This window comes from Paenibacillus sp. RC334 (genome assembly GCF_030034735.1).
Lineage (GTDB): Bacteria > Bacillota > Bacilli > Paenibacillales > Paenibacillaceae > Paenibacillus > Paenibacillus terrae_A.
This window is the reverse complement of record NZ_CP125370.1, coordinates 5,886,520-5,908,783: the sequence shown is the minus strand read 5'-3', so window position 1 is coordinate 5,908,783 and position 22,264 is coordinate 5,886,520. Positions and strand designations below refer to the sequence as shown.

At 47.5% G+C, this 22,264-nt stretch carries 25 protein-coding genes, 1 pseudogene and 1 riboswitch; of the genes and pseudogenes, 2 read left to right on the top strand and 24 right to left on the bottom strand.

From position 1 onward, the window contains the following. Positions 1-26: 26 nt before the first annotated feature. Together fin and pth are read right to left on the bottom strand one after the other, a co-directional pair. Complete coding sequence (gene fin, locus QMK20_RS27085; protein WP_025682476.1) at positions 27-257, bottom strand: anti-sigma-F factor Fin; 231 nt, start codon at positions 255-257, stop codon at positions 27-29. Between the two features lie 87 nt (positions 258-344). After that, on the bottom strand, positions 345-905 hold the full coding sequence (gene pth, locus QMK20_RS27080) for an aminoacyl-tRNA hydrolase (RefSeq protein WP_283654053.1): 561 nt from the start codon (positions 903-905) through the stop codon (positions 345-347). A gap of 75 nt (positions 906-980) precedes the next feature. Between pth and QMK20_RS27075 the strand changes: the two genes are divergently transcribed. Beyond that, a complete protein-coding gene (locus tag QMK20_RS27075; protein WP_283654052.1) occupies positions 981-1,181 on the top strand; it encodes a hypothetical protein in 201 nt (66 codons plus the stop codon). A 68-nt stretch (positions 1,182-1,249) separates the two neighbouring features. Here QMK20_RS27075 and QMK20_RS27070 read toward each other — a convergent pair whose 3' ends face one another. The 13 genes from QMK20_RS27070 to QMK20_RS27010 form a co-directional block, all read right to left on the bottom strand. Then, complete coding sequence (locus tag QMK20_RS27070; RefSeq protein WP_014279037.1) at positions 1,250-2,203, bottom strand: ribose-phosphate diphosphokinase; 954 nt, start codon at positions 2,201-2,203, stop codon at positions 1,250-1,252. A gap of 59 nt (positions 2,204-2,262) precedes the next feature. Continuing rightward, positions 2,263-3,660, bottom strand: coding sequence for a bifunctional UDP-N-acetylglucosamine diphosphorylase/glucosamine-1-phosphate N-acetyltransferase GlmU (gene glmU, locus QMK20_RS27065; protein WP_283654051.1), 1,398 nt, complete (start codon positions 3,658-3,660; stop codon positions 2,263-2,265). A 344-nt stretch (positions 3,661-4,004) separates the two neighbouring features. Continuing rightward, positions 4,005-4,292, bottom strand: a complete 288-nt coding sequence (gene spoVG / locus QMK20_RS27060) for a septation regulator SpoVG (protein WP_007428016.1) — start codon at positions 4,290-4,292, stop codon at positions 4,005-4,007. A 163-nt stretch (positions 4,293-4,455) separates the two neighbouring features. After that, positions 4,456-5,295, bottom strand: coding sequence for a pur operon repressor (gene purR / locus QMK20_RS27055; RefSeq protein ID WP_283654050.1), 840 nt, complete (start codon positions 5,293-5,295; stop codon positions 4,456-4,458). A 185-nt stretch (positions 5,296-5,480) separates the two neighbouring features. After that, positions 5,481-6,335: a 4-(cytidine 5'-diphospho)-2-C-methyl-D-erythritol kinase gene (ispE, locus tag QMK20_RS27050; RefSeq protein ID WP_283654049.1), complete on the bottom strand. Its 855-nt coding sequence runs from the start codon at positions 6,333-6,335 to the stop codon at positions 5,481-5,483. A 156-nt stretch (positions 6,336-6,491) separates the two neighbouring features. Beyond that, the gene (locus QMK20_RS27045) at positions 6,492-6,671 is read right to left on the bottom strand and encodes a small, acid-soluble spore protein, alpha/beta type (RefSeq protein ID WP_283654048.1); all 180 of its coding nucleotides are present in this window, start codon (positions 6,669-6,671) and stop codon (positions 6,492-6,494) included. Between the two features lie 164 nt (positions 6,672-6,835). Continuing rightward, positions 6,836-7,114: a biofilm formation stimulator Veg gene (gene veg, locus QMK20_RS27040; RefSeq protein WP_044646031.1), complete on the bottom strand. Its 279-nt coding sequence runs from the start codon at positions 7,112-7,114 to the stop codon at positions 6,836-6,838. Between the two features lie 201 nt (positions 7,115-7,315). Beyond that, positions 7,316-8,212 carry a sporulation peptidase YabG gene (gene yabG, locus QMK20_RS27035; RefSeq protein ID WP_283656357.1) on the bottom strand — a complete coding sequence of 299 codons (897 nt, stop codon included), beginning with the start codon at positions 8,210-8,212 and terminating at the stop codon, positions 7,316-7,318. 148 nt (positions 8,213-8,360) lie between these two features. Next, positions 8,361-9,245, bottom strand: a complete 885-nt coding sequence (gene rsmA / locus QMK20_RS27030; protein ID WP_044646030.1) for a 16S rRNA (adenine(1518)-N(6)/adenine(1519)-N(6))-dimethyltransferase RsmA — start codon at positions 9,243-9,245, stop codon at positions 8,361-8,363. Positions 9,246-9,252: 7 nt separating this feature from the next. Then, positions 9,253-9,798, bottom strand: a complete 546-nt coding sequence (gene rnmV, locus QMK20_RS27025; protein WP_283654047.1) for a ribonuclease M5 — start codon at positions 9,796-9,798, stop codon at positions 9,253-9,255. Between the two features lie 146 nt (positions 9,799-9,944). Further along, entirely contained in the window at positions 9,945-11,093 is a 1,149-nt protein-coding gene (locus QMK20_RS27020) for a resuscitation-promoting factor (RefSeq protein ID WP_283654046.1), read from the bottom strand. Between the two features lie 269 nt (positions 11,094-11,362). After that, positions 11,363-11,643: riboswitch (cyclic di-AMP (ydaO/yuaA leader) on the bottom strand. 201 nt (positions 11,644-11,844) lie between these two features. Further along, positions 11,845-12,615, bottom strand: a complete 771-nt coding sequence (locus tag QMK20_RS27015; protein ID WP_283654045.1) for a TatD family hydrolase — start codon at positions 12,613-12,615, stop codon at positions 11,845-11,847. 41 nt (positions 12,616-12,656) lie between these two features. After that, a complete protein-coding gene (locus QMK20_RS27010; protein WP_283654044.1) occupies positions 12,657-13,940 on the bottom strand; it encodes an HD domain-containing protein in 1,284 nt (427 codons plus the stop codon). Between the two features lie 330 nt (positions 13,941-14,270). On the opposite strand from QMK20_RS27010, the gene QMK20_RS27005 reads away from it, so the two are divergent. Beyond that, positions 14,271-14,525 (top strand): AbrB/MazE/SpoVT family DNA-binding domain-containing protein, encoded by a 255-nt coding sequence (locus tag QMK20_RS27005; RefSeq protein WP_007428005.1) that lies wholly within the window; start codon positions 14,271-14,273, stop codon positions 14,523-14,525. A gap of 124 nt (positions 14,526-14,649) precedes the next feature. Here the strand turns inward: QMK20_RS27005 and rsmI are convergent, their stop codons facing one another. The 9 genes and pseudogenes from rsmI to QMK20_RS26960 form a co-directional block, all read right to left on the bottom strand. Continuing rightward, positions 14,650-15,531 carry a 16S rRNA (cytidine(1402)-2'-O)-methyltransferase gene (gene rsmI, locus QMK20_RS27000; protein WP_283654043.1) on the bottom strand — a complete coding sequence of 294 codons (882 nt, stop codon included), beginning with the start codon at positions 15,529-15,531 and terminating at the stop codon, positions 14,650-14,652. Next, the gene (locus QMK20_RS26995) at positions 15,528-16,283 is read right to left on the bottom strand and encodes a tRNA1(Val) (adenine(37)-N6)-methyltransferase (protein ID WP_283654042.1); all 756 of its coding nucleotides are present in this window, start codon (positions 16,281-16,283) and stop codon (positions 15,528-15,530) included. The genes rsmI and QMK20_RS26995 overlap by 4 nt, the downstream gene beginning before the upstream one ends. Positions 16,284-16,372: 89 nt before the next feature. Beyond that, on the bottom strand, positions 16,373-16,747 hold the full coding sequence (gene yabA / locus QMK20_RS26990; protein WP_014279024.1) for a DNA replication initiation control protein YabA: 375 nt from the start codon (positions 16,745-16,747) through the stop codon (positions 16,373-16,375). A 27-nt stretch (positions 16,748-16,774) separates the two neighbouring features. Continuing rightward, positions 16,775-17,575: a PSP1 domain-containing protein gene (locus QMK20_RS26985; protein ID WP_014279023.1), complete on the bottom strand. Its 801-nt coding sequence runs from the start codon at positions 17,573-17,575 to the stop codon at positions 16,775-16,777. 138 nt (positions 17,576-17,713) lie between these two features. Further along, the gene (holB, locus tag QMK20_RS26980) at positions 17,714-18,709 is read right to left on the bottom strand and encodes a DNA polymerase III subunit delta' (protein WP_283654041.1); all 996 of its coding nucleotides are present in this window, start codon (positions 18,707-18,709) and stop codon (positions 17,714-17,716) included. Positions 18,710-18,860: 151 nt separating this feature from the next. Beyond that, a pseudogene (locus QMK20_RS26975) lies at positions 18,861-19,303 on the bottom strand (YaaR family protein). Positions 19,304-19,504: 201 nt separating this feature from the next. Continuing rightward, on the bottom strand, positions 19,505-19,834 hold the full coding sequence (locus QMK20_RS26970) for a cyclic di-AMP receptor DarA (protein WP_007427998.1): 330 nt from the start codon (positions 19,832-19,834) through the stop codon (positions 19,505-19,507). Between the two features lie 74 nt (positions 19,835-19,908). Further along, a complete protein-coding gene (tmk, locus tag QMK20_RS26965; RefSeq protein WP_283654040.1) occupies positions 19,909-20,556 on the bottom strand; it encodes a dTMP kinase in 648 nt (215 codons plus the stop codon). Positions 20,557-20,658: 102 nt separating this feature from the next. Beyond that, the gene (locus tag QMK20_RS26960) at positions 20,659-22,242 is read right to left on the bottom strand and encodes an aminotransferase class I/II-fold pyridoxal phosphate-dependent enzyme (RefSeq protein ID WP_283654039.1); all 1,584 of its coding nucleotides are present in this window, start codon (positions 22,240-22,242) and stop codon (positions 20,659-20,661) included. Positions 22,243-22,264 lie beyond the last annotated feature (22 nt).

Genomic DNA, 22,264 nt, shown 5'->3' with positions numbered 1-22,264 from the left:
GGTACATGAGACCAGTTGAATACCTGTTATTGGAGCGGATTTACGAGCAGGCTTAGCTCCGGATTATTTTCCAGCGCCTGGTTGCAATGCTCGCAAATGACTTTGACGGTCACTTCACCGCCCGAATTATACGCTATTATATCTCTACGTTCGGCAGGGGTCAAGGAATGGAAGCCCAACCTTTCTTCGGTTATTGCTGCGGAATCAATCCGTCCCAAGAAAGTTCGACAATGTCTGCATACATAATTCACAATCATGTAATGTATATGCCTCCTGAAAGTTTTCTATACCTTTCAGTATGTCCAACAAACTTCCATTTAAGCCCATCCTGCCTGCTACGGACCTTACTTATTGAATTCAGCCATGGTCCGTTCAAAAGGATGACCCAAGCTGTATTCCAAAGCATCACACGTGTCCTCTATCATTCCAGCCAGCAATTCCTTCTCCTTCTTCGGAAAGGTTCCCAGAACATAGTCCACGATGGCGTAGCCAGGCTCAGGGCGGGAAATGCCCATACGAACCCGATTAAAGGATTGTGTGCCCGTATGCTGGATAATCGACTTGATCCCGTTATGACCACCTGCACTGCCTTGATACCGGAGTCTTATTTTTCCGACCTCTGTATCCAGATCATCATAAACTACGACCAAATCATCTATATTCGCTTTGTAATAGTCCATATAAGCACGCAGAGACTCGCCTGAGAGATTCATATAGGTCATCGGCTTGATCAGCACGGTTTTTACTCCGCCAATATGTCCTTCTCCAATCAATGCCTTGCATTTGCTTTGGTTAATCTGGATGTTATGACGGGCGGCCAGAGCATCCAGCGCCATAAATCCAACATTATGTCTCGTTTTTTCGTATTGGGGACCGGGGTTGCCCAATCCTACAATCCACTTCATAAACCGTGACACCCTCTTTCGAAGTCTTGATTTTTTGGTAAAATAGTTATACTGAACAGGAAGGTGCGTGCTGGTATGCTCAATCAGGGTGATATCCTCTTATATGACAGCCATTTTCTATATCATTTAAAACATTCGGTTCCTGTCCAAGTCTATGACGGGAATGTACATATCCAGATTGGCATCATTGTGCGTTTTAACGAGCATTTTGTCGAAATGGAGGACACGCTATACAATCGTCAGCGCTTCACATTTATATCCAGACCGGGCTTTTAGCCTGACATGCTGATAGGGGTTACCTTTTCCAGTTGGAAAAGGCAACCCCTTTTTTAATGAGCCAGCGCTTATTCGATTTCAAACAGTTTGCTGATTGACAATTCCTCATGCACACGGATAATGGCTTCTCCCATTAATGGAGCCACAGATAATACCTTCAGCTTGCTTGTCGGATTGGGGTGAACGATCGGAATGGTATCCGTCACGACCACCTCTTTTAACGGTGAATTCTCCAGTCTTTCCATAGCAGGCCCGGAGAGCACGGCATGCGTACAGCACGCATACACGTCCGTTACGCCGCCTTCCTTGAGCGCATTCGCGCCCAGCACGATGGTTCCCGCTGTATCAATAATGTCATCAATCAGAATAGCGGTTTTACCCTCAATATTTCCGATGATGTTCATTACTTCACTAACATTCGGCTCAGGACGACGTTTGTCGATAATGGCCAGCGGGGCATTCAGGAAATCCGCTAACTTCCGCGCACGCACAACACCGCCGTGGTCAGGGGAGACGACAACCGGGTTTTCAATCTGCTTCGAACGGAAATACTGGGCCAGAATTGGCGCGCCGAACATATGATCCACCGGAATATCAAAGAATCCCTGAATTTGCATCGCATGCAAATCCATACTGATTACGCGGTGAGCACCCGCTTTTTCAATCAGGTTAGCGACAAGCTTCGCCGTGATCGGATCACGTGAACGTGCTTTCCGATCCTGACGGGCATAGCCGTAATATGGCATAACGACATTAATGCTTTTGGCGGAAGCCCGCTTGAGTGCATCAATCATAACCAGTAACTCCATCAAGTTGTCGTTAACCGGCAGACAAGTCGACTGCACAATGTATACGTGGCAACCGCGCACGCTTTCAGACAGTTTGATTTGAATTTCACCGTCACTAAACGATGTGGTATGGGATTCCCCCATTGGAATTCCGATGTAGTCCGCAATCTGGTGGGCCAACTTCGGATTGGAGTTACAAGTAAATATTTTGAGTTTGGAATCGCAATAAGTCATTTATAGAAACCCTCCGTGCTGATTCATTCATTACAGATCCAACAGCTTGCTGATTAAGGTTATTCCGATCTTTTCTTCTTCGCTTTGGCACGCGCGCGGATTTTATCCGCATATCCGGCTTTGTTCTCTTGACGCGGTCTGGCAATGGCCAGATCGTTATCAGGGACAGCATGTGTTACGGTGGAGCCTGCTACGACATAAGCACCTTTTCCGATCTTAATCGGGGCGATCAGATTCACATTACTGCCAATAAAGGCATCATCTTCAATTTCTGTAATAGATTTATTATACCCATCATAATTAACCGTTATTGCCCCACAACCGATATTAACGTTTGTACCTACCTTGGCATCACCGACATAGCTCAAATGGGACACCTTGGAATGATCACCAATGGTCGCATTTTTCACCTCAACAAAATCACCAATCTTCACATGCTCGCCCAGCTTCGCACCCGGACGCAGATAGGCAAACGGACCCACAGATGTACTGCTGCCCACCTCAGCTTCGTTCAACACCGAATGTTTCACCGTTGCGCCCGAATGAATAAGGGTATCCTGAATCTCAGTCTGCGGACCAATCACACAATCTTCACCGATTTGTGTTTGACCTCGCAGCCATGTGTTTGGATACAGCACTGTATCGGAGCCAATGACAACCTCGCTCTCGATGTAGGTAGAGGACGGATCAATGATGGTCACACCGTTCAGCATATGCTTGCGCACAATGCGTTCTCGCATGTATCCCTCAGCCACTGATAAAGCGACCCTGTCATTCACACCGATGGATTCCGACACATCATCTGTTAAATATGCCTCAACCTTCTCGCCTTCGCCATGCAAAATACCAATGACATCTGTCAGGTAGTATTCCTGCTGTGCATTGGTGTTGGTTACTTTGTCCAACGCTGCGAACAGCTTGGCATTATCAAAGCAGTACGTTCCCGTGTTGATTTCCCGAACAGCGTCTTCCTCAGGTGAGCAATCCTTCTGCTCCACGATCTTGAGCACTGCTCCCGCAGCATCACGGATGACCCGGCCGTATCCCTTAGGGTCGTCCAGCTCAGCGGTCAGAATTGTTGCGGCCGCTCCCCGACTCTCATGTAGCTGCACCAAGCCCTCCAGTGTTTCCGCTGTAATCAAGGGGGTGTCTCCACAGATGACAATGGTCGTACCGTTCTCCTGACCGAGCAAGTCTTTGGCCTGCTTGACAGCATGCCCCGTTCCCAACTGCTCAGCCTGAAGCGCATATTCTGCCGACGGTCCCAAATAAGACTGTACCGCTTCCGCACCGTGACCCACAATCACCACACTGCGGGACACTCCAATGTCACGAACCGTGTCGAGTACATGACCGACCATCGGTTTCCCGCATACCGGATGCAGAACTTTATATAATTTGGATCTCATACGTTTTCCCTGCCCTGCGGCAAGAATGACTGCCAACCTTTCCAACAAGTCCAACCTCCTATCCTGAAAATAACAATTTCCCTTTGGCTAAAACGTTAATTTCCAGATCAGATTTTTCTTACCTTTTCACATCCTCCTGAAAAATAACGGCGAACCTTTAGTTAATGGCTATTTTTTCAGGCCAGCTTGTGCTGGACATTCATCCCCGGGATGCATTGCTGCTTGATCCCTGTCTTATGAAAAAGTCGCTTCGGCAGCCCGGATGGCTCCAAGTTGCCTTAAAACTGACTGTTAACTCATTAAAGAATATATCTCATTCCAGACAAAAAGAAAAGAGAGCCACAGTTTGTGGCCCTCTTTTTCTTTTGTACCCCAATCTTGCTTTAGGCGAATTAAGCGCCTTCTTCAATAGCTACTTCTTCATCCACCGCTGCGCGTTCGTACTCAGTTAGTACAGCAGCCTGGATCTTCTCCCGGGTCCCTGAAGATATAGGATGAGCGATATCGCGAAACTCTCCGTCCGGGGTGCGTTTGCTAGGCATAGCCACGAACATCCCGTTATTACCATCGATAACCCGGATGTCATGAACTACAAACTCGTTATCAATCGTAATGGATGCAATCGCCTTCATTCTTCCTTCTGAGTTCACTCGGCGGAGTCTAACATCCGTAATCTGCATGTGTGTTTCACCACCTTTTTCCAAATAGGACTTGGTGTATACATTCCACACAGCATTTCGAATTCCTTCTTTTTTTGGACAAAACGTATCCTAAATTCAGGTAATTTTTTTGAAAAGATTTCTTTTCGACATATTTAGGTATTTTTTGATGAAATGTGACATTTTACTGACCTGTAGATTCATCAAAATAATTCCCCAGCTTGACTGTAATTTGCTTGCTTCGAGAATCGACCGCGGTCAGATTCGCCAGTGAAATATAATCGTGCAGCAAGCGTTCTCCATTCTCCACCTCGCCCGATTCTACCAGCACACCTACTCCGGCTACCTCAGCATCAAACTCAGCCAGCAAGTCAACCATCCCCTGAATCGTGCCACCTGCCTTCATAAAATCATCCACGATGAGTACACGCGCTTTCTCGCGCATCGCCCGTCTGGACAATGACATCGTATGCAGGCTCTTTTGTGACCCTGAGACGTAATTAATACTCACTGCCGAGCCCTCCGTTACCTGATGATCACGCCGTACGAGGACAACGGGCAAGTTCAGCTGTGCCCCGGTTGCATAGGCAAGCGGAATCCCTTTGGTCTCTACCGTCATGACTACATCGATCTGTCTGTTGGCAAATGCAGTAGCGAATATTTTACCAGCCTCATTCATCATCGCCGGTTGACCCAGCAGATCCGACAGATACAGATATCCTCCGGGTAAGATGCGATCCGGCTGCTCCAGCTGTGCACACAGGTCATTCGCAAATGTGAGTGCATGCTGCTTGGACAGTCTTGGAATCAGCTTGACGCCTCCTGCCGCTCCCGCCAACGTCAGAAGCTCACCAATGCCTTCATCCTCAAATACTTCCTTGATAATAGCCAGGTCTTCGCTTATGGACGATTTAGCCGCCCCATAACGATCCGCAAAATGCGTAAGAGGCACCAGGGTATGCGGCCGTGACAGCAAAAATTGTGTCATTTCCACCAATCGTGAGCTTCTTTTAAGTTTTTTCACAACAATTCCTCGCGATCTATTCTTCTCCTGCCGCCCGCTTCGTACAGTAAAAGCACCGGCGGACTGGCCGGCTGCTGGCGGAATGCAAGTGATATAGTAAAATCCGAATATTTAATAGTAAATATATCATCTTCGTACGTATTTGTACAACAAATACCACTAAAATTAGAAATAAATAACCATAATCAGGTCAGAAGTCGTACTGCGTACACATCCTTGCAGAATCCTCTGAGTCCGTTATAAATGCGCGGTACTTTGACTTCCTTCGACACCAGCCCGAACACCGTAGGACCACTACCTGACATCAGCACCCCATCCGCTCCTAATCGAATCATAGAGTTTTTAAGATGCTCCACCTCCGGGTACAGCTTAAGTGTGACATCCTCCAGTACATTCCCGAGCGCATTACATACATCGGTAAAAGAAGCGTTGCGGATCGCTTGCTCCATCTGCCGGGCAGACGGGTGATGCGTGATCTGATCCGCTTTAACGCGTCCGTACACTTCAGCCGTCGATACATTAATCGGCGGCTTCGCGAGAATTACCCAGCATTGGGGTGGATTCGGAAGTGGCCTAAGCAATTCCCCGCGTCCACTCGCTAAAGCCGTACCACCTGTAATACAGAAGGGCACATCAGAACCAAGCTCAGCGCCCAGTACTCTTAATTCAGCATCCGAAATGCCAAGCTTCCACAGCTTGTTTAGCCCACGCAGCGCTGCCGCGGCATCACTGCTTCCGCCTGCTAACCCTGCAGCTACCGGGATATGCTTGTCCAAATGGATATGCACGCCCGTAGAGACATCATAACGTTCCTTAATCAGACGCGCGGCCTGAAAAGCCAGATTTTTCTCATCTAGCGGTATGTACCCGGCTTGGCTTGAAATGATAATGGTATCACGTGGTAGCTCGGACATGGTCAAACGATCAGACAAATCGACCATGGTCATAATCATTTCAACCTCGTGATATCCGTCATCCCGTTTGCGTAATACATCAAGCATTAAATTAATTTTTGCCGGTGCTTTTTCGTATATTTTCAAGGCGTTCACCCACCTTCAACTTTTCCCTCAAGACAGCTTAACATATTATATCAGACTCAGCGTGTCAAGTCATGAGGTTCAAAAAAGCGGAGACCACCCGGTATAAAACCGGAGATCCCCGCTTTTTCATCAGTACTACCGAAGCACTAACGATGGCTACGATTTGCGGGAAGCTGCCTGCTCTGCAAGCTGAATGGCCCGCTTCACCATATTGCCCGCATCCTTGGCTTTAATGCCTCCCCAGCCCTCTTCCTTGACCGTATCGTAAAATCCAAGATCCTTAGCCAGCTCATACTTAAGCTCTTCCGACATGACACCTCGTCTTCTCCGACTCATGCATACGCCTCCTTCGGCAGTGGAATAAGGAAGATCATTCCCGCCTTAGTATGCGCAAAGACGCGATGCTTCATCCTGCCCCATATATACAAAACGGCCCCGTCATTTGGAATGACGAAGCCGCCGTTAAACCTGCAAAGCCGGTATAGATTACATAAAATCAATTAAGGTGTGTCAAAACATTCGACACTTGTATGGGAGTCGGGATCATAGACGGTAACTTCCACCGACTCGGTAAGAATGTCAGCATAGCTGTAGGAGACACGTTTGAACGTTTGTTGCTCCTGATCCAGCTTGACGATAAAAACAGAAGGGTACGTTTCTTCCAAGACACCAGTTCGTTCGACGGTCTTACGGCGTCCGCCGTTAGCCCGCAGCAAAATTTTTTGCCCTACATGTGCGTCGAGACTGCGTTTGATTTCCAACAGCGTATTTTTAGCCATTGCCTAACGACCACCTCTTTCCTTGTCCATTATAACGAATTTTAGAGACAATGTCAAATCAAGCTAAATATTATATCAACCCGAAAAATAAGTTGTCAATTTAATTTTTTGCGAACAGGAATAATGCGTATAAAAATGCCAAAAAGCCCCTGTGCCCAGAGGCTTTTTATCCAGATAAATCCTATTTAACAGGTTCAAACCTTAGATTGCAGAAGGCGTTACTTTAAGAGTCGACAAATTTTCCAGCTTCGGCAGACCGATACGATAGCTTCCCCGGGTTTCGATACCACCCACTCCACGGCTGCCACTGATCGTCTGATGAAACAAGTCGCCCATGTTGACTGTATCACGGATCGACGTAAAGGCAGCCTTGGCAGCCACATATACCGGGTCCAGCGCGTGAATCAGGATACGCCCTGGTGAGCTGGCAAAGTTCGCTCCTGCACGCAGCAGCGCTTCAAAATGGGACTGACACGCTCCCGCCACAATCGTCAATGAATCCAGATGACGTTCATATTGTCTCGCTACCTGGATCGCCGCCACAAAATTTTGCGAATTTTTATAGCTTTTCAGGCTATATAAATCATAAGGCTGCGGCTGCTTCAATACCCCGTCATGTCCGGTAATGACTACGATATCCGGGCGAATACGGGGAAGCAGCCGATACAACGTGTCGGCCATAGCTGATTCGTGAACATGATGTCCCTCTGCAGGAACGCGAAGCTGCTCATATAAGCTGAGACATTTTTTCAAATAGCCGGGGTCCCCATCCAGATGAAGTACCTTGCCGGGCATTTCAAAATACGTCGACTCCACCGGATCACTCCACTCCCCGATCAAAGCCGCCTGACTGCGGGCTGCTTGCTTCTGCCGTGCCTGCTGCAACAGATTGAGAGACTCATCCGCCTTAATATGGGCCTGCCGTGTCTTCCCGCTAATCTGGTCTGCAGGCACCTTGACCAGATCGTTCACAGGGGAATCGGCAAGCAGCCGAAATTCCGTCCCTTTAATGATCGCTTTATCCCGCTGGATGTCCTCAACGCGAAACGTGACATCTCCGCCATACGATTTTCGAACGACCAAGTCTCCTAAAATCATCACACTGTATCACCCCTCCCATATCGTATGGGTGAATGCACAGTTTGGTTCCTTATCATGCTCAGGAGCTAATACAAACCAGCCACAACCGTGTAAAGCGCAACCAGAGACTCTCTGACTGCTGCTAAGCGATAGCTCTTGCGTCAGATCAGGAAATCCCGGCTTCCAGCAACACAGCGCTCAGACGCGCAAATTCCTCGATACTCAGCGTCTCGCCCCGACGGGAAGGCTCTATGCCTGCCTGAAGCAACAGCGGCTCCAGCGTGTCCCTGTTCTCTTTGGTAAAGAAGCGGCTTTTCAGGTTATTCGAAATGGTCTTGCGACGTTGGGCAAATGAAGCATGTACGACTTCGAAGAAATGCTGCTCGTCCACCACCTCTACCGGAGGCACTTCCCGCACACGCAAACGGATGACCGCCGATTCTACATTCGGCTGGGGAATAAATACCGTATTCGGTACGATGCAGACCAATTCGGGTTCGCTGTAATATTGCACTGCAATACTCAAACTGCCGTAATCTTTCGTCCCAGGAGACGCAGCCATACGCTCAGCCACTTCCTTTTGGATCATGACGACGATATTCTCCAGAGGGAGCTTGTCCTCCAGCAGCCTCATCAGAATCGGTGTAGTGACGTAGTACGGCAGATTAGCGACGACGCTCACTTTACTAACCCCGGCAAAATCGGAAGCGAACACCTCTCGCAAATCCAGCTTTAGCACATCCCCATGGCGTACCTTCACATGCTCATAAGGGGCCAGCACCTCTTCGAGAATAGGCAGGAGCCGCTGGTCAATTTCCACAGCAGTAACTACCTTGGCCGTTTGCGCCAGCTTCTCAGTCAAAGCGCCAATCCCCGGACCGATCTCAAGTGCGCCCTTCGTTTCGTCCAATCCCGCAGCATTCACGATCTTGTTCAGAATATTTTGATCAATCAGAAAATTTTGTCCCAAACTCTTTTTGAACGAAAACCCGTGCCGCTGAATAATTTCCTTCGTGCGCCGTGGTGTTGCTATATCTTGAATCCCTGTCATACGGATATCACAATCCTTCACTTTCAATTTGTGCCAGCGCACCGGCAAATTCCTCACGGCTGATCTGGAACACAGCGAGCCGTTTATGTAGCTGCTTACCGTTACAGTAACCAATGCCCAGCACATTACCCAAAGTCATACGTCGTGCAGCAGCATTCGGGTGGGTGATAAGTCCGGCGTCAATCAGGTCCGCCCAATCAATTAGCGGATCGGCCCCTTCCACCGTCGTATGCACCCGTGCGAGAGCATGTCTGATCGCTTCAGGCGAGGCATTCTCCACGCCAATATCCCCTTTACGCGTCGCTTCTGCCTCTGGTATAAAGGCCTGCTTGCAGCCGGGCACCTTGGAGGCAATAATTTTGCGGATACGCTCCCCTGCATGATCGGGATCGGTCAAAATAATGACACCCCGCCGCTCCTGCGCCAGCGCAATTTTGCGCAGCGTCATTTTATTAATGGCGGAGCCGCCCGTTTCTATCGTATCCGCTTCGACAGCACGGCGAATAGCCACCGTATCATCCCGACCCTCTACCACGATCACTTCCTTGATCATTTGCGTTTCCCTCCACTGCTACACAGTCAGCTATATTCATCTTTCCCAGCTTTTGAAAACAAAATAAGAAGAGGGTATCCTCTTCTTAGCATGCATAACTATGATGTTAATACTATCGCATTGCCCTAAACATATACAACACGTTTTTAGTTCATTTCAGGCTTCACTGGTCCAATCACATATACGGTTTTACCGTGCTTCCGACCAAACTGATTGGCTTGACTCAAACTCTCATAATACACATCGATTTTGTGGCCTTTAATTGCGCCACCGGTATCCTCCGCACGGCGGAAGCCCACCCCTTCAATATACACCCACCAGCCGATTGGAATCACACTCGGATCGACAGCGATGGTGCGTCCTTCCGTGACACGCGTGCCGGATGCGGTACGTGTACCGATACCTGGCTCCTGTGACGAATACGCCGTCATGGAGACGTTTTGTAATACTTTGTTATATTTAAAATTCACACCTGCTTTACGGACAGCATTGTCCGAACTAACCCGTGTTGCCTTAACGGCATCTTCAGGACCGACGGAAGCAGCCAGAACGACCGGCTTTTTCTTCGTTCCTACCGCAATCACCTTATCCACACGATTCTGCGCGACTTCCTTGTTTACCAGCTGCTTGGATACCAATTTTCCGTCATGGTATACCTTTTGAACATGCTGGACCACAACACCCGTTTTACCGCTTTGGATGACCCGATTATCGCCTTTATAGAGACTTGGATCGGCCGTTTTGATGACCTGATAAGGTACCTGTTGCTTCTGTTCGACCTGCTGTTTCTTCACACGGATGATTTTTATGTCCATGTTAGACGAAACAGAAGCATCCAGAGCAGGATAAACTTTATCATTTGACGATAATTTATAGCCCGAGGTGCGAATGGCACCCTCTACTGTATTTTCTGTTGTGTACAATTTTTTCGTCTCATTGGCTAAGGATACTTTGACCTGATTGGCACGTTTGATGACTACGCGATCCCCATCCTGTACTGCTCCGTTCAGCGGCATCGAAACCGTATCATGCGGCTGAAGTGAAATAGAATGCTCTTTGAGCAAATCTTGGAGCTGGGATTGTCGGGTTTCTACCGCAGATGCCTTACCATCGATGACAAAAAAAACCTGTTTTTTAGATTCAGTGTACACCAGAATTGAAATCATAATCGTTAGTGCGATTAGAAAAATAGCAACCAAAGCAGCCTGGCGCACATTTTCTTGCTTCCAACGCAATACGTAAGACATGCTGGATGAGCGTGACTCATGGGTCTCCTCTTTTTGGAAAATGCCCATTTCCTCCGTCCTCCTTACATAGCCCGCCGTCTGGAGTAAGACATAGTTGAGATTGACGTGACTATAACAGATTTTCTACAAGACAAGCCCGTAATGCGACTGTCCTGCACCATGTACCCGTCTTCGCGGCATGCTGTCCTCCCCTGTTTAATCACAGTATGATGACAGATTTTCTTTTATTCACAACAAAAAAAGCCAGAGAAAGAGACTAGAGAGCTCTTTCGTGGCTTCCGGCATGTGCGAATATGCGGAAAAATCATGCACGAGATGGCTTCTCTCTTGTTACGCTTACGGGGTTAGCTGTCGGGTTCGGACGTAGAGAGACGCCCTAGCTTGGGTCAACCGCTCATGGCGGTCGCCTTCACATTCACCCCGAAGACCCAGAAAGAAATCGAAATACGGCCCCTCCACCTGTTCAATCCCATCCGGGAAAGGATTTCGGTCGAGCCGGCTGGCGGAAGAGACGCTCCCTTCTTGCCATACGCCGGACGTACTGTAAGCCATATCGGTTCCCCCGTTCCCTGTAAAAGGGACTCAGCGAGACTGGTTCATGAAATGAGCTGTTGATGTTTACACTCAAACAACAATTCACTGAAAAGATGATATCCTGTTTCTATGCATGTTGTAAAGCAGGTTTCAAGTACATTTTTCAAAATATTCGGTTAAAATATTGTAATATTCTTGAGTTTCCTGCAACAAATTCATGATTAGCTTCGTCTATCTCTTTATTTTGATCGATTTCTTCACTTTTTCACTTAATGTCAAATCGTTCCAAGGCATTTTGGGTCGTTATTGACACTAATTCCTCCACCGTAATTCCCTTGATTTGGGCAGCCGCCTCTGCGACCAGTCCCACGTGTGCGGACTCATTTCGCTTCCCGCGGAACGGATGAGGCGTTAGGTAGGGAGCGTCCGTTTCAATGAGCAGACGGTCCAGCGGCACCTGTGCGAGTACCTCCTTTGGCTGCTTGGCATTTTTGAACGTTATTGGCCCGCCAAAAGAGAGGTGAAAGCCCATATCCAGCACCATTTTAGCCGTCTCCCAGCTTCCGGAAAAGGAATGCATGACTCCGCCAACCTCACTCGCTTTTTCTTCACGCAAAATCTTAACAATATCTTCATGCGCATCCCGGTTATGGATGACAATTGGCATGTTCAGCTCACGAGCCAGTCCAATCTGGTTGCGTAGCACCCGATGCTGTACATCCTTCGGTGATGTGTCCCAATAATAATCCAGACCAATCTCCCCGATCGCCACGACTTTCTTATGACTGCATAACGATACAATCCATTCCATATCTCCCTCCTGCATCGTAATCGCATCCTGTGGGTGCCATCCAATCGCCGCATAAATAAAATCATACGTCTCAGCTAATTTCATCGTGGATGGAATCGTCTCACGATTAAATCCGATATTAATCATGCGGGTTACTCCCGCTTCGACAGCACGTGCTATAACTTCTTCCCGATCTTCGTCAAATTGCGGCGCATCCAGATGGGTATGAGTGTCAAATAAATTCAAAATTCATGTCCCCTTATTTACTTTTATTGGCATACATTTGTCTATTGTTTGACAAAATAATTCCTTATTTCGGCAGGAAGCTTGTCCTTTACCCCATCCAATTTGTTTTGGGGATAGTACATGTGATATTTACCCCGGTGAATACCGCTAATGGAGCGCACAATTTCCGATACTTCGGAAATTTCTCTCACTTCTCCTTTACGTCCAAGCAGTAAAATCTGGTTGTCCGTCGAGCCACCCTGCCGAAACACATCATAAGGAAGATCCGTCGGAAAATCAATTTCCAGATCATATTCGGGATGCAAACCAACCTGCTTCAGCGCTGTCCGAATGTCGTCAATGGTATCTGTATCCATATTTTCAATCTCTACATATTTATACAGCTTGCGATCCATAAAACGGGCGCTCAAATCACTTAAAATCTCGTCCTTTTCCTGTTTCCACTGACTGAATACTGTCTGAATCAAAGACTCGTCGAGCATCAAATATTGTTCCACCGTAAGCTCCCCCCGAAAGAGATCCGGCAACGGTTCCAGCAGAAAACTAAACTCATATCCGTTTCTAAACAGCTCCTTCGCCCGCTTGAAAATCTTACGCAATAAAATTTCCGAGCTGCGCGTTACAGGATGAAAATAAATTTGCCAATACATCTGATAGCGTGACATCAGATAATCCTCTACCGCATGCATACCTGACTCCTTCACAACAATTCTTCCATTATGAGGACGCAGCAGCCGTAAAATACGATCCAGATCAATGGTGCCATAATTGACCCCCGTCGAGTGGGCATCCCGCAGCAAATAATCCATACGGTCCGCATCCAATGGGCTTGTGATCAGGTTAACGAGAATTGGCTTGTCATACGTTTTGGCAATGACCGCAGCCACCTTCGCCGGAAGCTCCTCATCGACTTGCCTCAGCACAGCGTTAATCTCCGTATTCCCCAATACAATCCGGCATGTCCAATCCTCGTGGTTCATATGAAAGGCTTCTTCTATAGAATGGGAAAACGGGCCATGCCCCACATCGTGCAACAAAGCCGCACACAGCGCGACTAAACCTTCTTCCTTCGGCCAATCCGAAAATTCGCCGCGTTCAAATTGGGAAATAATACGCCGTGTAATCTCGTACACACCTAGCGAATGCGAAAAACGGCTATGCTCCGCTCCATGAAAAGTAAGATAAGATGTACCCAACTGCCGAATGCGGCGCAAGCGTTGGAACTCTGGAGTATTGATCAAACGCCATATCACTGTATCCTGAACATGGATATAGTTATGTACCGGGTCCTTAAAAACTTTTTCTTCACTGAGTGGCTGGTGCAAGATATCAGCTCCTTTAATATTCTGAATAATGGATTAAGATACAATAAAATCCTAAACGATCTCCTTCATTCGACATCGCTTGTCGTAATATGTCGAATTATAGCTTTTCGACATTTCCAAATCGACAAATGGCTAAAATCATCAATAAAATAAGGTAATACACACGCATCATGCTCTTTATTCTAAATACTTTTGCATAATTAACCTGTTAGCAAATATTTAAGGTTGACTGTTTTGGGAATCGTTGGTATAGTAAATATCAGAAAAGAGAATATTTTGTCGAATCATGACACTTATATTATTTTAAAGGCGAGAGGAGCCTGATTTATTATGATGAAATCCACTGGTATTGTAAGAAAAGTTGACGAGCTCGGACGTGTTGTTATTCCAATCGAATTGCGCCGCACATTGGGTATTGGCGAAAAAGACGCTTTGGAAATTTATGTTGATGGCGAACGCATTATGCTCAAAAAATACGAGCCTGCTTGTATCTTCTGCGGTAATGCCGAGAACGTAATTTACTTCAAAGGAAAAATTGTTTGCCAAGATTGCATCTCAGAAATTCCAACACCTGTGACAAACTAAGATTTTTAGTATATAATAGACTTATAAGAGATTGTTAATTCTAACCTTTTTCATATATACTCCTTGTTGCCTTCCACGGTTTGAACCCAACCGTCGGAAGGCCCTTTTTTGTTTATGGAAGTTTTCATAAAAGAGCGTTATATACATCCCTTTTGGAAATGGAGCGATCAGTAGCTGTACGCTTCATAGCGTCCTTGCGTGTCAGCCCTTCAGTCTCATAATGCGCAACGTGGGCCTCCAAAGATAAGGACTGCCACCATGCCTGTCGCTCCTCTTCCTCTTCTGCTTCGTTTTTCCCTTCAACTACCAGACAATATTCACCAAGCGGTGGATGCTCCTCCAGTCTGGCAAGGCATTGCTCCGCCGTTCCTCGTATCCATTCCTCATGCAGCTTGGTCAACTCACGTGCAAGCACCACTCTGCGTTCCCCCAGTGTTTCCTTCAATACCGTCAACGTCCGCACAATACGGTGAGGGGATTCATAAAACAGGATCGTGCCATGTGATACCTGAAATGACTGTAGCAGCCTCTCGAGATCCTTTTTCTCCCGTGGAGGGAATCCGGCAAATGTAAATCTTTCGGTACCCAGTCCGGAGGCAATCAAAGCTGACAATGCTGCGTTTGCCCCAGGGATGGGAATAACGCTAATTTCCGCTTCCAGCGCCAGCTTGACCAGATCCGAACCCGGGTCCGAAATGGCCGGCAGACCTGCATCGCTAACCAGTGCCAAATTTTTTCCTTCTATTATATAACGTATCAGCTCAGGCCCACTGGCAGCTTTATTATGTTCATGATAGCTGAATAGCATTTCCGGCGTGATATCAAAATGTGTGAGCAGTTTGCGCGTCTGCCGCGTATCCTCTGCTGCTATAATACTGCACGATTTTAAGGTGTTAATCGCCCTAAAGGTCATATCGTCCAGATTACCAATCGGTGTCGCAACGAGATACAGCTTGCCCCGTTCTTCTCCGCCGGTTATAAAACTTTTTTGCACCGCTGCCTTCACTGTAAATCCCCCTTGCTTACTTCTCCATAGATATCCCTTATTTCCTGAGTATAATTCCCATTCTCCTGATATACAATGAGCGGCGGCAACAGACGAACCTCCGGCTTACCATCACATAGCGCCTCGATGAGCACCATATTCGCCTCCATATGAGCCCGTGGGTGGACAAATCGAATCCGTTTTGGCTCCAGTCTGTTGGCACGCATCAGTGTTATAATCTCACCTAGCCGCTGCGGACGATGAACCATCGACACTTTACCACCATTACGGACAAGCCGGGTACACGCCTGAATGACCTCTTCCAGCGTACAATGCACCTCATGACGTGCAATCGCCTGATGAGGGTTTAGCTTAATATCGCTACCGTTTAGCGGCATATAGGGGGGATTTACCGTAATTGCATCATATACACCATGTCCCGTGATTTGAACCAACTCACGTAGATCGCCTTCCCGAATCTGAATCGCTGCCTCCAGTCCATTCAGGCTGACGCTGCGTCTAGCCATATCTGCTAAACGCGGTTGAATTTCAATTCCTTCGATAGCTGCTTTGGTTCGTGTCGTTAGCAGCAGGGGAACAACCCCATTACCTGTACATAGATCCAAAATCTTTCCACGCTGTGGAATACCAGCAAACCGTGCTAGCAAAACCGCATCCATGGAGAAGCTGAACACCTCATCACTTTGGATAATACGCAGATTATGTGACAATAGATCGTCAATTCGTTCAGACTTCTGTTCATTTTCGTACATAGCGCTCTCCCATCTTTTTACCCCAAATCGTTCTGAATCCATACTTCCTTACAAAAAAGCCGTAGGCACCTTGCTCCTACGGCTTGTTTTTATTTATTCAAAAATGATAGACAGAAAAGGCAATCGCCTTCCGTTCGCAAATGTCCGTAATACACGTTGCATATATGAAATCCTTCATGATACAGCCTTGCCAGATTGTCGTGGCCTTCGCCCACAACCTCACCCGTTTCCTCTTCATCCTTAATGACGATCGGAGGAGAAAGCTTCGGCCTTTTTGCCGTCTTTTCTTCTCTGGAGGTTTCACGTTTGAGCATCTTGCGCACCTGTTCGTTTTCAATCGTTAGTCGTTGATTTTCCTCCAGCAGCTCTTTTACTGCCAGTTTCAATTCACCCAGATCGCTATGCAACTGTCCCATTTGGGTTTCCATTTCGTGAATACGCGCAAAAACATTTAATTTATCCAAGTTTCCACCCCGAAGCAACCTAATGGTTTACTTGACGACTACATCGTCCATTGGAAGTTCCTTGACCTTGCTAATCTCAAATAGTTGAACATGTACTGTGCGATGTCCAGCATTTACGCCTACGACTTTGCCTTCTCCGAGAGAGGTGACGACCATCTTGCCAACCTGCGGCAATTCTTCCTTCATGCTCTCGTAGTTATCATGTTCGAACTTGAGACAGCACATCAATCTTCCACACAACCCGGAAATCTTCGTCGGATTCAGCGACAAGCTCTGATCCTTCGCCATCTTAATGGATACCGGTTCAAAATCTCCCAGCCACGAAGAGCAACACAGAATACGTCCGCAAGGACCGATCCCGCCCAGCATTTTAGCCTCATCCCGTACTCCGATCTGCCGCAGCTCAATCCGTGTACGAAAAATACTGGCTAAATCCTTTACAAGCTCCCGAAAATCCACGCGGCCCTCTGCCGTAAAATAAAAAATGATCTTATTGCGGTCAAATGTAAATTCCACGTCTACCAGCTTCATTTTTAGGCCATGGTCTTTGATTTTATTTAAACACGTACCGAATGCATCCTTGGCCGCCAGTTTATTCTCTTCTACAACAAGAGCGTCATCATCTCCGGCAATACGGATGACTTTCTTTAAGGGCAGGACAACGTCCGAATCATTTACTTCTTTTTTGCCCACCACAACCTTGCCATATTCAATACCGCGTGCGGTTTCTACAATAACGCAGTTTTCTTTCTCCACCGGAAGGTCCAGCGGATCAAAATAATAAGTCTTGCCCGCCTTCTTGAAACGGACACCCACTACACTATACAAAAATTAACCCCCTTGTATGCCACTAAACCTCATTTGAAGCCGACATGTTACGAATGGCCGCAATTGAAGTCTCACTGTCGCACAAACCGGGAACCTGGCGTCGCGGATTGTGCAGAGTGGAACAAGCGCGCCTTCCTGTTAGCCGGTGATGGAACCGCTTGTATCGGACAACCCAATCAGAAGCTGCTCTACACACAATTGACCATTGACGTGAAAACGGAGCTTCTTCCTGCAATTCGCGGCCAAATCCATATAAGAGACCCATTGTTCCGTGCTGCGGGTGATTGCCAATTTGGAGACGGACTCCAAATGATCTATGAAAACAATGCTTTCGTGCCTTCCGTAACGGAAATGAAGCATATCCTTGAACCACAAATGAAACAGATGAAACAGAATATCCAGGTGTTCAGAAAGTCCAGTTTTAAAAATCTTCTGTTGAGCGAGAATAATGGACGAACTTCCCCGGCTCATGGACTCCTTCACTAATTGTAACACTACGTTTCTAATTTCTGCAAACCAATTCTGCTGGAGAATTTCTCTACATGATTCCAGTCCCGAGGCAATGTGAACCGCCGACCGGACAAGTCCTGCCGTATATCCTTCCCCGATTAAGGCCTGCATCATCACTTCAGGCTGCAAAGCATGAAAAGGGACCTGCTGCGTCCGTGATTGGATCGTAGGCAGCAATGCCTGTCCATTTTCCGAAATGAGTATACCCACCACTGGAACCTGAGGCTCCTCCAGAAACTTAAGCAGGCTGTTTGCAGCTTGCACTGTCATGGTATCCGCCTGCTGGATAATATATACCTTCGGTTTGGAGCTTTCCGATTTGTAAGAGAATATGCGCTGAAGTCCGCGAATCTGGTCAATTTTAATCGTAGCTCCATCCGGCTCTACGATAAACAGATCCGGGTGATTGCCATGCTCTACCTTACGACAGGACAGACATTCGCCACATGCATCATCCGTCATTCGCTCACAAAATAATGCTTTGGCAAAGGTCTGCGCCATCTTCATCTGTCCGCTTCCCGGCGGCCCGCTAAATACATAGGCATGGTTGACCGCCTCATTCCGAAGTGCGCTTTGCAGCATTTTTTTAGCTATATCCTGACCCATTATCTTTTGGAAAGACATATTTCCTCACCTATTCTGCTGCTATTTTTCCATATTCCCAACCGTTACCTACATGAATATAGTCAAAAATAATCTGCCAGCATCAGCAGCAAGCAGATTATTCCTTCGTGGCGACAGCCCTTTTGTATTCGTTTATGGCAGAAGTCTACATTTAAAACGAGAAATTAATAAGCAGCCCTCTAATTTCACCGACTCCTTGCAAAAGCTCAATTTTGCCTTGCTCGGTTTCGAGCAGATCATCTGCCATCTTGAGCAACAGCTCATCTACTTCATCAATCAGCTTATACCGCTTGCTGCGTCCCCGGCGATCCAGCCCTTTGTGTCCTTCATAGACACACCGCGCCGAACCGTATCCTCCAGGAACCGTTTAACCAGCATCTTATAAGCCTTCAGCTCACGAATCGTCATCGAGCGTGCCAGACGGTCTCCCTGCATCTGAATTTCTTTGAAGCGACGGTTCAGTTCCTCATGCGAAGCCCGCTCCCCATTTTGCTGCATAACATCGGAAAAGCTCTTGGGCTGGATCGGCTTCGTATTCATTTCATTTGTAGACAACGTACTCTGTAAAGGGCGATAGCCCGGATTTATTTTCATATAAACCTGCTTTCCCCCCGAATACTTCCGCTTATCCCTTTTAATGAACAGCTCAACATAGAACTGGGGGAACATAGCGGCTTTCCAGGGACTGCGCCTTGGCGCTACCGTTATAGTGGATCTGTTCCTTATTCCCATGATACGGGCAAGAAACAAGTAATTCCCCTATCATATCGGCAGAATAGGTCCTTTTGTGTAGATTCAGAAGTGCTCAAAACGGTCTACAGGCATCACGAACACCGTCGCTCCGCCCACCTGTACTTCAACAGGCAAAGGCAGATAGGAGTCAGTCGTACCGCTCATAGGGGTAACGGGTGTGACTAGCTGTTCACGTACCTTGCAACTGCTGCGAATGACATTCATCAACGAGTCCACCTGATTGTCATCGACACCGATCATAAATGTCGTATTCCCTGCTCGCAAAAATCCGCCTGTACTCGCCAATTTGGTAGCACGGAAATTAGCTTTCACCAGTCCGCTGGATAATCTGTTACTATCCTTATCCTGCACAATCGCAATAATCAGCTTCACCCTGTATTCCTCCTTCAAGCCATATTAGGAACAAGCTAGTCCCTAGTTCAATTTTACCGTATATCCATCGACAATTACATGCTAAAGTTTTGAATAAATCGCTTTTTCAGCAAATCCTTCAATACTTGCTCTACCTGCTCCGTTGCGGGAGATGCATCCACAATCGTAATTCGCTCCGGAAATTTGCGGGCCAGCTCCAGGTACGCCTCTCGTACTTTATGGTGAAAAGATATACTCTCCATATCGAGGCGATCCATTCCCTCTCCACGGGACGCATGAATTCTGGCCAATCCCAATTCAGGTTCGATATCCAGATAAAATGTAGCATCCGGCTCCCAATCATCCACCGCAAAACGATTAATCGAAGCCACTTCCTCCATCCCGATCCCTCTCGCAAACCCTTGATAGACCAAGCTGCTATCCACAAAACGATCACATAATACGATAGCTCCCTTTTCAATAGCTGGCTTTACCTTCTCAACCAGATGCTGACGCCGGGCTGCCGCATATAGAAGCGCTTCTGTCCGGGCATCCATACTTGTATGGGCAGGGTCCAAAATGATAGAGCGGATCTTTTCCGAAATTTCGATACCACCCGGTTCTCTCGTCGTAATAACTGGATAGCCTTCTTCCTCCATAAACTTGGCCAGCCGTTGGATCATCGTTGTTTTACCGGAGCCGTCTCCCCCCTCCAGCGTAATAAAAATTCCTTTGCGATTCATGCCATTCCCTGCTTTCCAGCCTGAAAAATAAGAGTCACCTACAGGCTCGTATGCTTCTTTTATTCAGTCTTCTTTATTGGTTAAGTCTCCAACATCTAATCTTTATTTTAAACGGAATACCCGAATTGTAAACAACCTATCATCTGCTGCCCCTTGCCATTTGGCTCCCAGCTCACGGAGACGTCTCATTCGTTTAGCTATTGATTCCGTGATTGTTTCTCCTGCGTATAACAGTGGAATACCTGGAGGATACGGGATAATCATTTCCGCAGCCACCCTGCCCGCAGAGTCCTCAACAGCTACTACCTCCATCTGATCCGGTTTAACCGGTTGAAGCCCAAACTGCACCGGACTAGAATAAACCATCGCACCATCATTGTTCCACGTGGAAAAATCTAAATCTGGTCCGCGTTGCTCCTTCTGCATAGAACCCGGCCCACCAGCCGTCTCCTTAAACCGTATATCATCATTTATATGCACAAGAGCCTGCAACAGGTGATTAGCATCTTTAATCGTGGAGCCTAACGTAAACAATAAAACAACATGTTTTTCGTCACTCATCTCCGGAATACAGCCATACGCTTCCAACCCATGCTTTAAGCCAAAGCCATCCAGTACACCAAATGCATCGTACAGCACCATTTTAAAAGGGTCATGGGTCGAATATCCGCCCGCGTTCTCCCCATCCCTCTCCAAGCGCTCTGTAATGCCCCCTTGGGCTTCATTCCCCTGAGGCGCTTGCTGAATAGGCTCTACGAGACGAAAGCGTGGAAGCTGCTTCAGAGCTTTTCTAAAAGTATCTGCTGCCGCCAAGCCTTCCGTAAAAGCATTCGCCCCATGAACCGCAATATGCCGCCTTGCCAAATCAAGCGAAGCCATGAGCGGGTACGAAGGGCTGGAGCTTTGTACCATTGCCAGCCGCTGACGAAGTAGCTCCCGATTGATCCGTCCTCCCTGCACGTGTAGCATGGCCCCCATAGTCATGGCTGGTAGCATCTTATGTGTTGACTGGACGACCACATCAGCCCCACAGGACAAAGCAGAAGCCGGCAAACGGGGATGAAGCCCGTAATGGGCACCATGCGCCTCATCCACCAACAGAGGCACATGGGCCGCATGACAAGCCTTGGCCGTCGCTGTCAGGTCATGTCCCATCCCGTAGTAGTTAGGCATCGTAAGCAGTACGCCTTTGGCGGAAGGATAGGCTTTTAATGCGGTCTGTATCGTATCCGGCGACGGAGCTACCGCAAGCCCGCTGGTCGTATCTATTTCCGGCTCCAAGAACACCGCAGCTGCCCCGGACAGCATAAGACCATTCAGGACTGACTTGTGTACATTTCTCTGTACTAGCAGTAAATCCCCTGGTTCCGTACACACGGTCAAAATCATTGCCAAATTACCGACTGTACTTCCTCCAATCAGCCAAAAGCTTTCCTCTGCACCAAAGCACATCGCCGCCAGCTCCTGACCCTCACGGATCACATCCTCAGGGTGATGCAAATCGTCCAGTCCGGTAATTTCGGTCGCATCAATAGACATTACTTCTTTCAAGAGAGATGCAATATCTTCATTTTCATATACTTGTCCATTTTTGTGGCCAGGCACATGATAAGAAGCATTGCTTTGAGCCCGGTAACGTAATAGAGCTTCCATTAATGGTGCGTGTGAAGCCTTTTTCCCCATCATTCTGCAATCCTTCCGAAACAAA

What these genes read in the sequence shown, in the direction of transcription:
- QMK20_RS26995 (WP_283654042.1), bottom strand. Translation starts at nt 16,283, where the DNA reads ATGTACGAAAATGAACAGAAGTCTGAACGAATTGACGATCTATTGTCA.
- yabG (WP_283656357.1), bottom strand. Translation starts at nt 8,212, where the DNA reads ATGATTTTAGGAGACTTGGTCGTTCGAAAATCGTATGGCGGAGATGTC.
- fin (WP_025682476.1), bottom strand. Translation starts at nt 257, where the DNA reads ATGATTGTGAATTATGTATGCAGACATTGTCGAACTTTCTTGGGACGG.
- QMK20_RS26960 (WP_283654039.1), bottom strand. Translation starts at nt 22,242, where the DNA reads ATGATGGGGAAAAAGGCTTCACACGCACCATTAATGGAAGCTCTATTA.
- rnmV (WP_283654047.1), bottom strand. Translation starts at nt 9,798, where the DNA reads ATGATCAAGGAAGTGATCGTGGTAGAGGGTCGGGATGATACGGTGGCT.
- veg (WP_044646031.1), bottom strand. Translation starts at nt 7,114, where the DNA reads ATGGCTAAAAATACGCTGTTGGAAATCAAACGCAGTCTCGACGCACAT.
- QMK20_RS27075 (WP_283654052.1), top strand. Translation starts at nt 981, where the DNA reads ATGCTCAATCAGGGTGATATCCTCTTATATGACAGCCATTTTCTATAT.
- QMK20_RS27005 (WP_007428005.1), top strand. Translation starts at nt 14,271, where the DNA reads ATGATGAAATCCACTGGTATTGTAAGAAAAGTTGACGAGCTCGGACGT.
- spoVG (WP_007428016.1), bottom strand. Translation starts at nt 4,292, where the DNA reads ATGCAGATTACGGATGTTAGACTCCGCCGAGTGAACTCAGAAGGAAGA.
- tmk (WP_283654040.1), bottom strand. Translation starts at nt 20,556, where the DNA reads ATGAATCGCAAAGGAATTTTTATTACGCTGGAGGGGGGAGACGGCTCC.
- QMK20_RS27020 (WP_283654046.1), bottom strand. Translation starts at nt 11,093, where the DNA reads ATGGGCATTTTCCAAAAAGAGGAGACCCATGAGTCACGCTCATCCAGC.
- rsmA (WP_044646030.1), bottom strand. Translation starts at nt 9,245, where the DNA reads ATGACAGGGATTCAAGATATAGCAACACCACGGCGCACGAAGGAAATT.
- QMK20_RS27045 (WP_283654048.1), bottom strand. Translation starts at nt 6,671, where the DNA reads ATGAGTCGGAGAAGACGAGGTGTCATGTCGGAAGAGCTTAAGTATGAG.
- QMK20_RS27070 (WP_014279037.1), bottom strand. Translation starts at nt 2,203, where the DNA reads ATGACTTATTGCGATTCCAAACTCAAAATATTTACTTGTAACTCCAAT.
- holB (WP_283654041.1), bottom strand. Translation starts at nt 18,709, where the DNA reads ATGTCTTTCCAAAAGATAATGGGTCAGGATATAGCTAAAAAAATGCTG.
- pth (WP_283654053.1), bottom strand. Translation starts at nt 905, where the DNA reads ATGAAGTGGATTGTAGGATTGGGCAACCCCGGTCCCCAATACGAAAAA.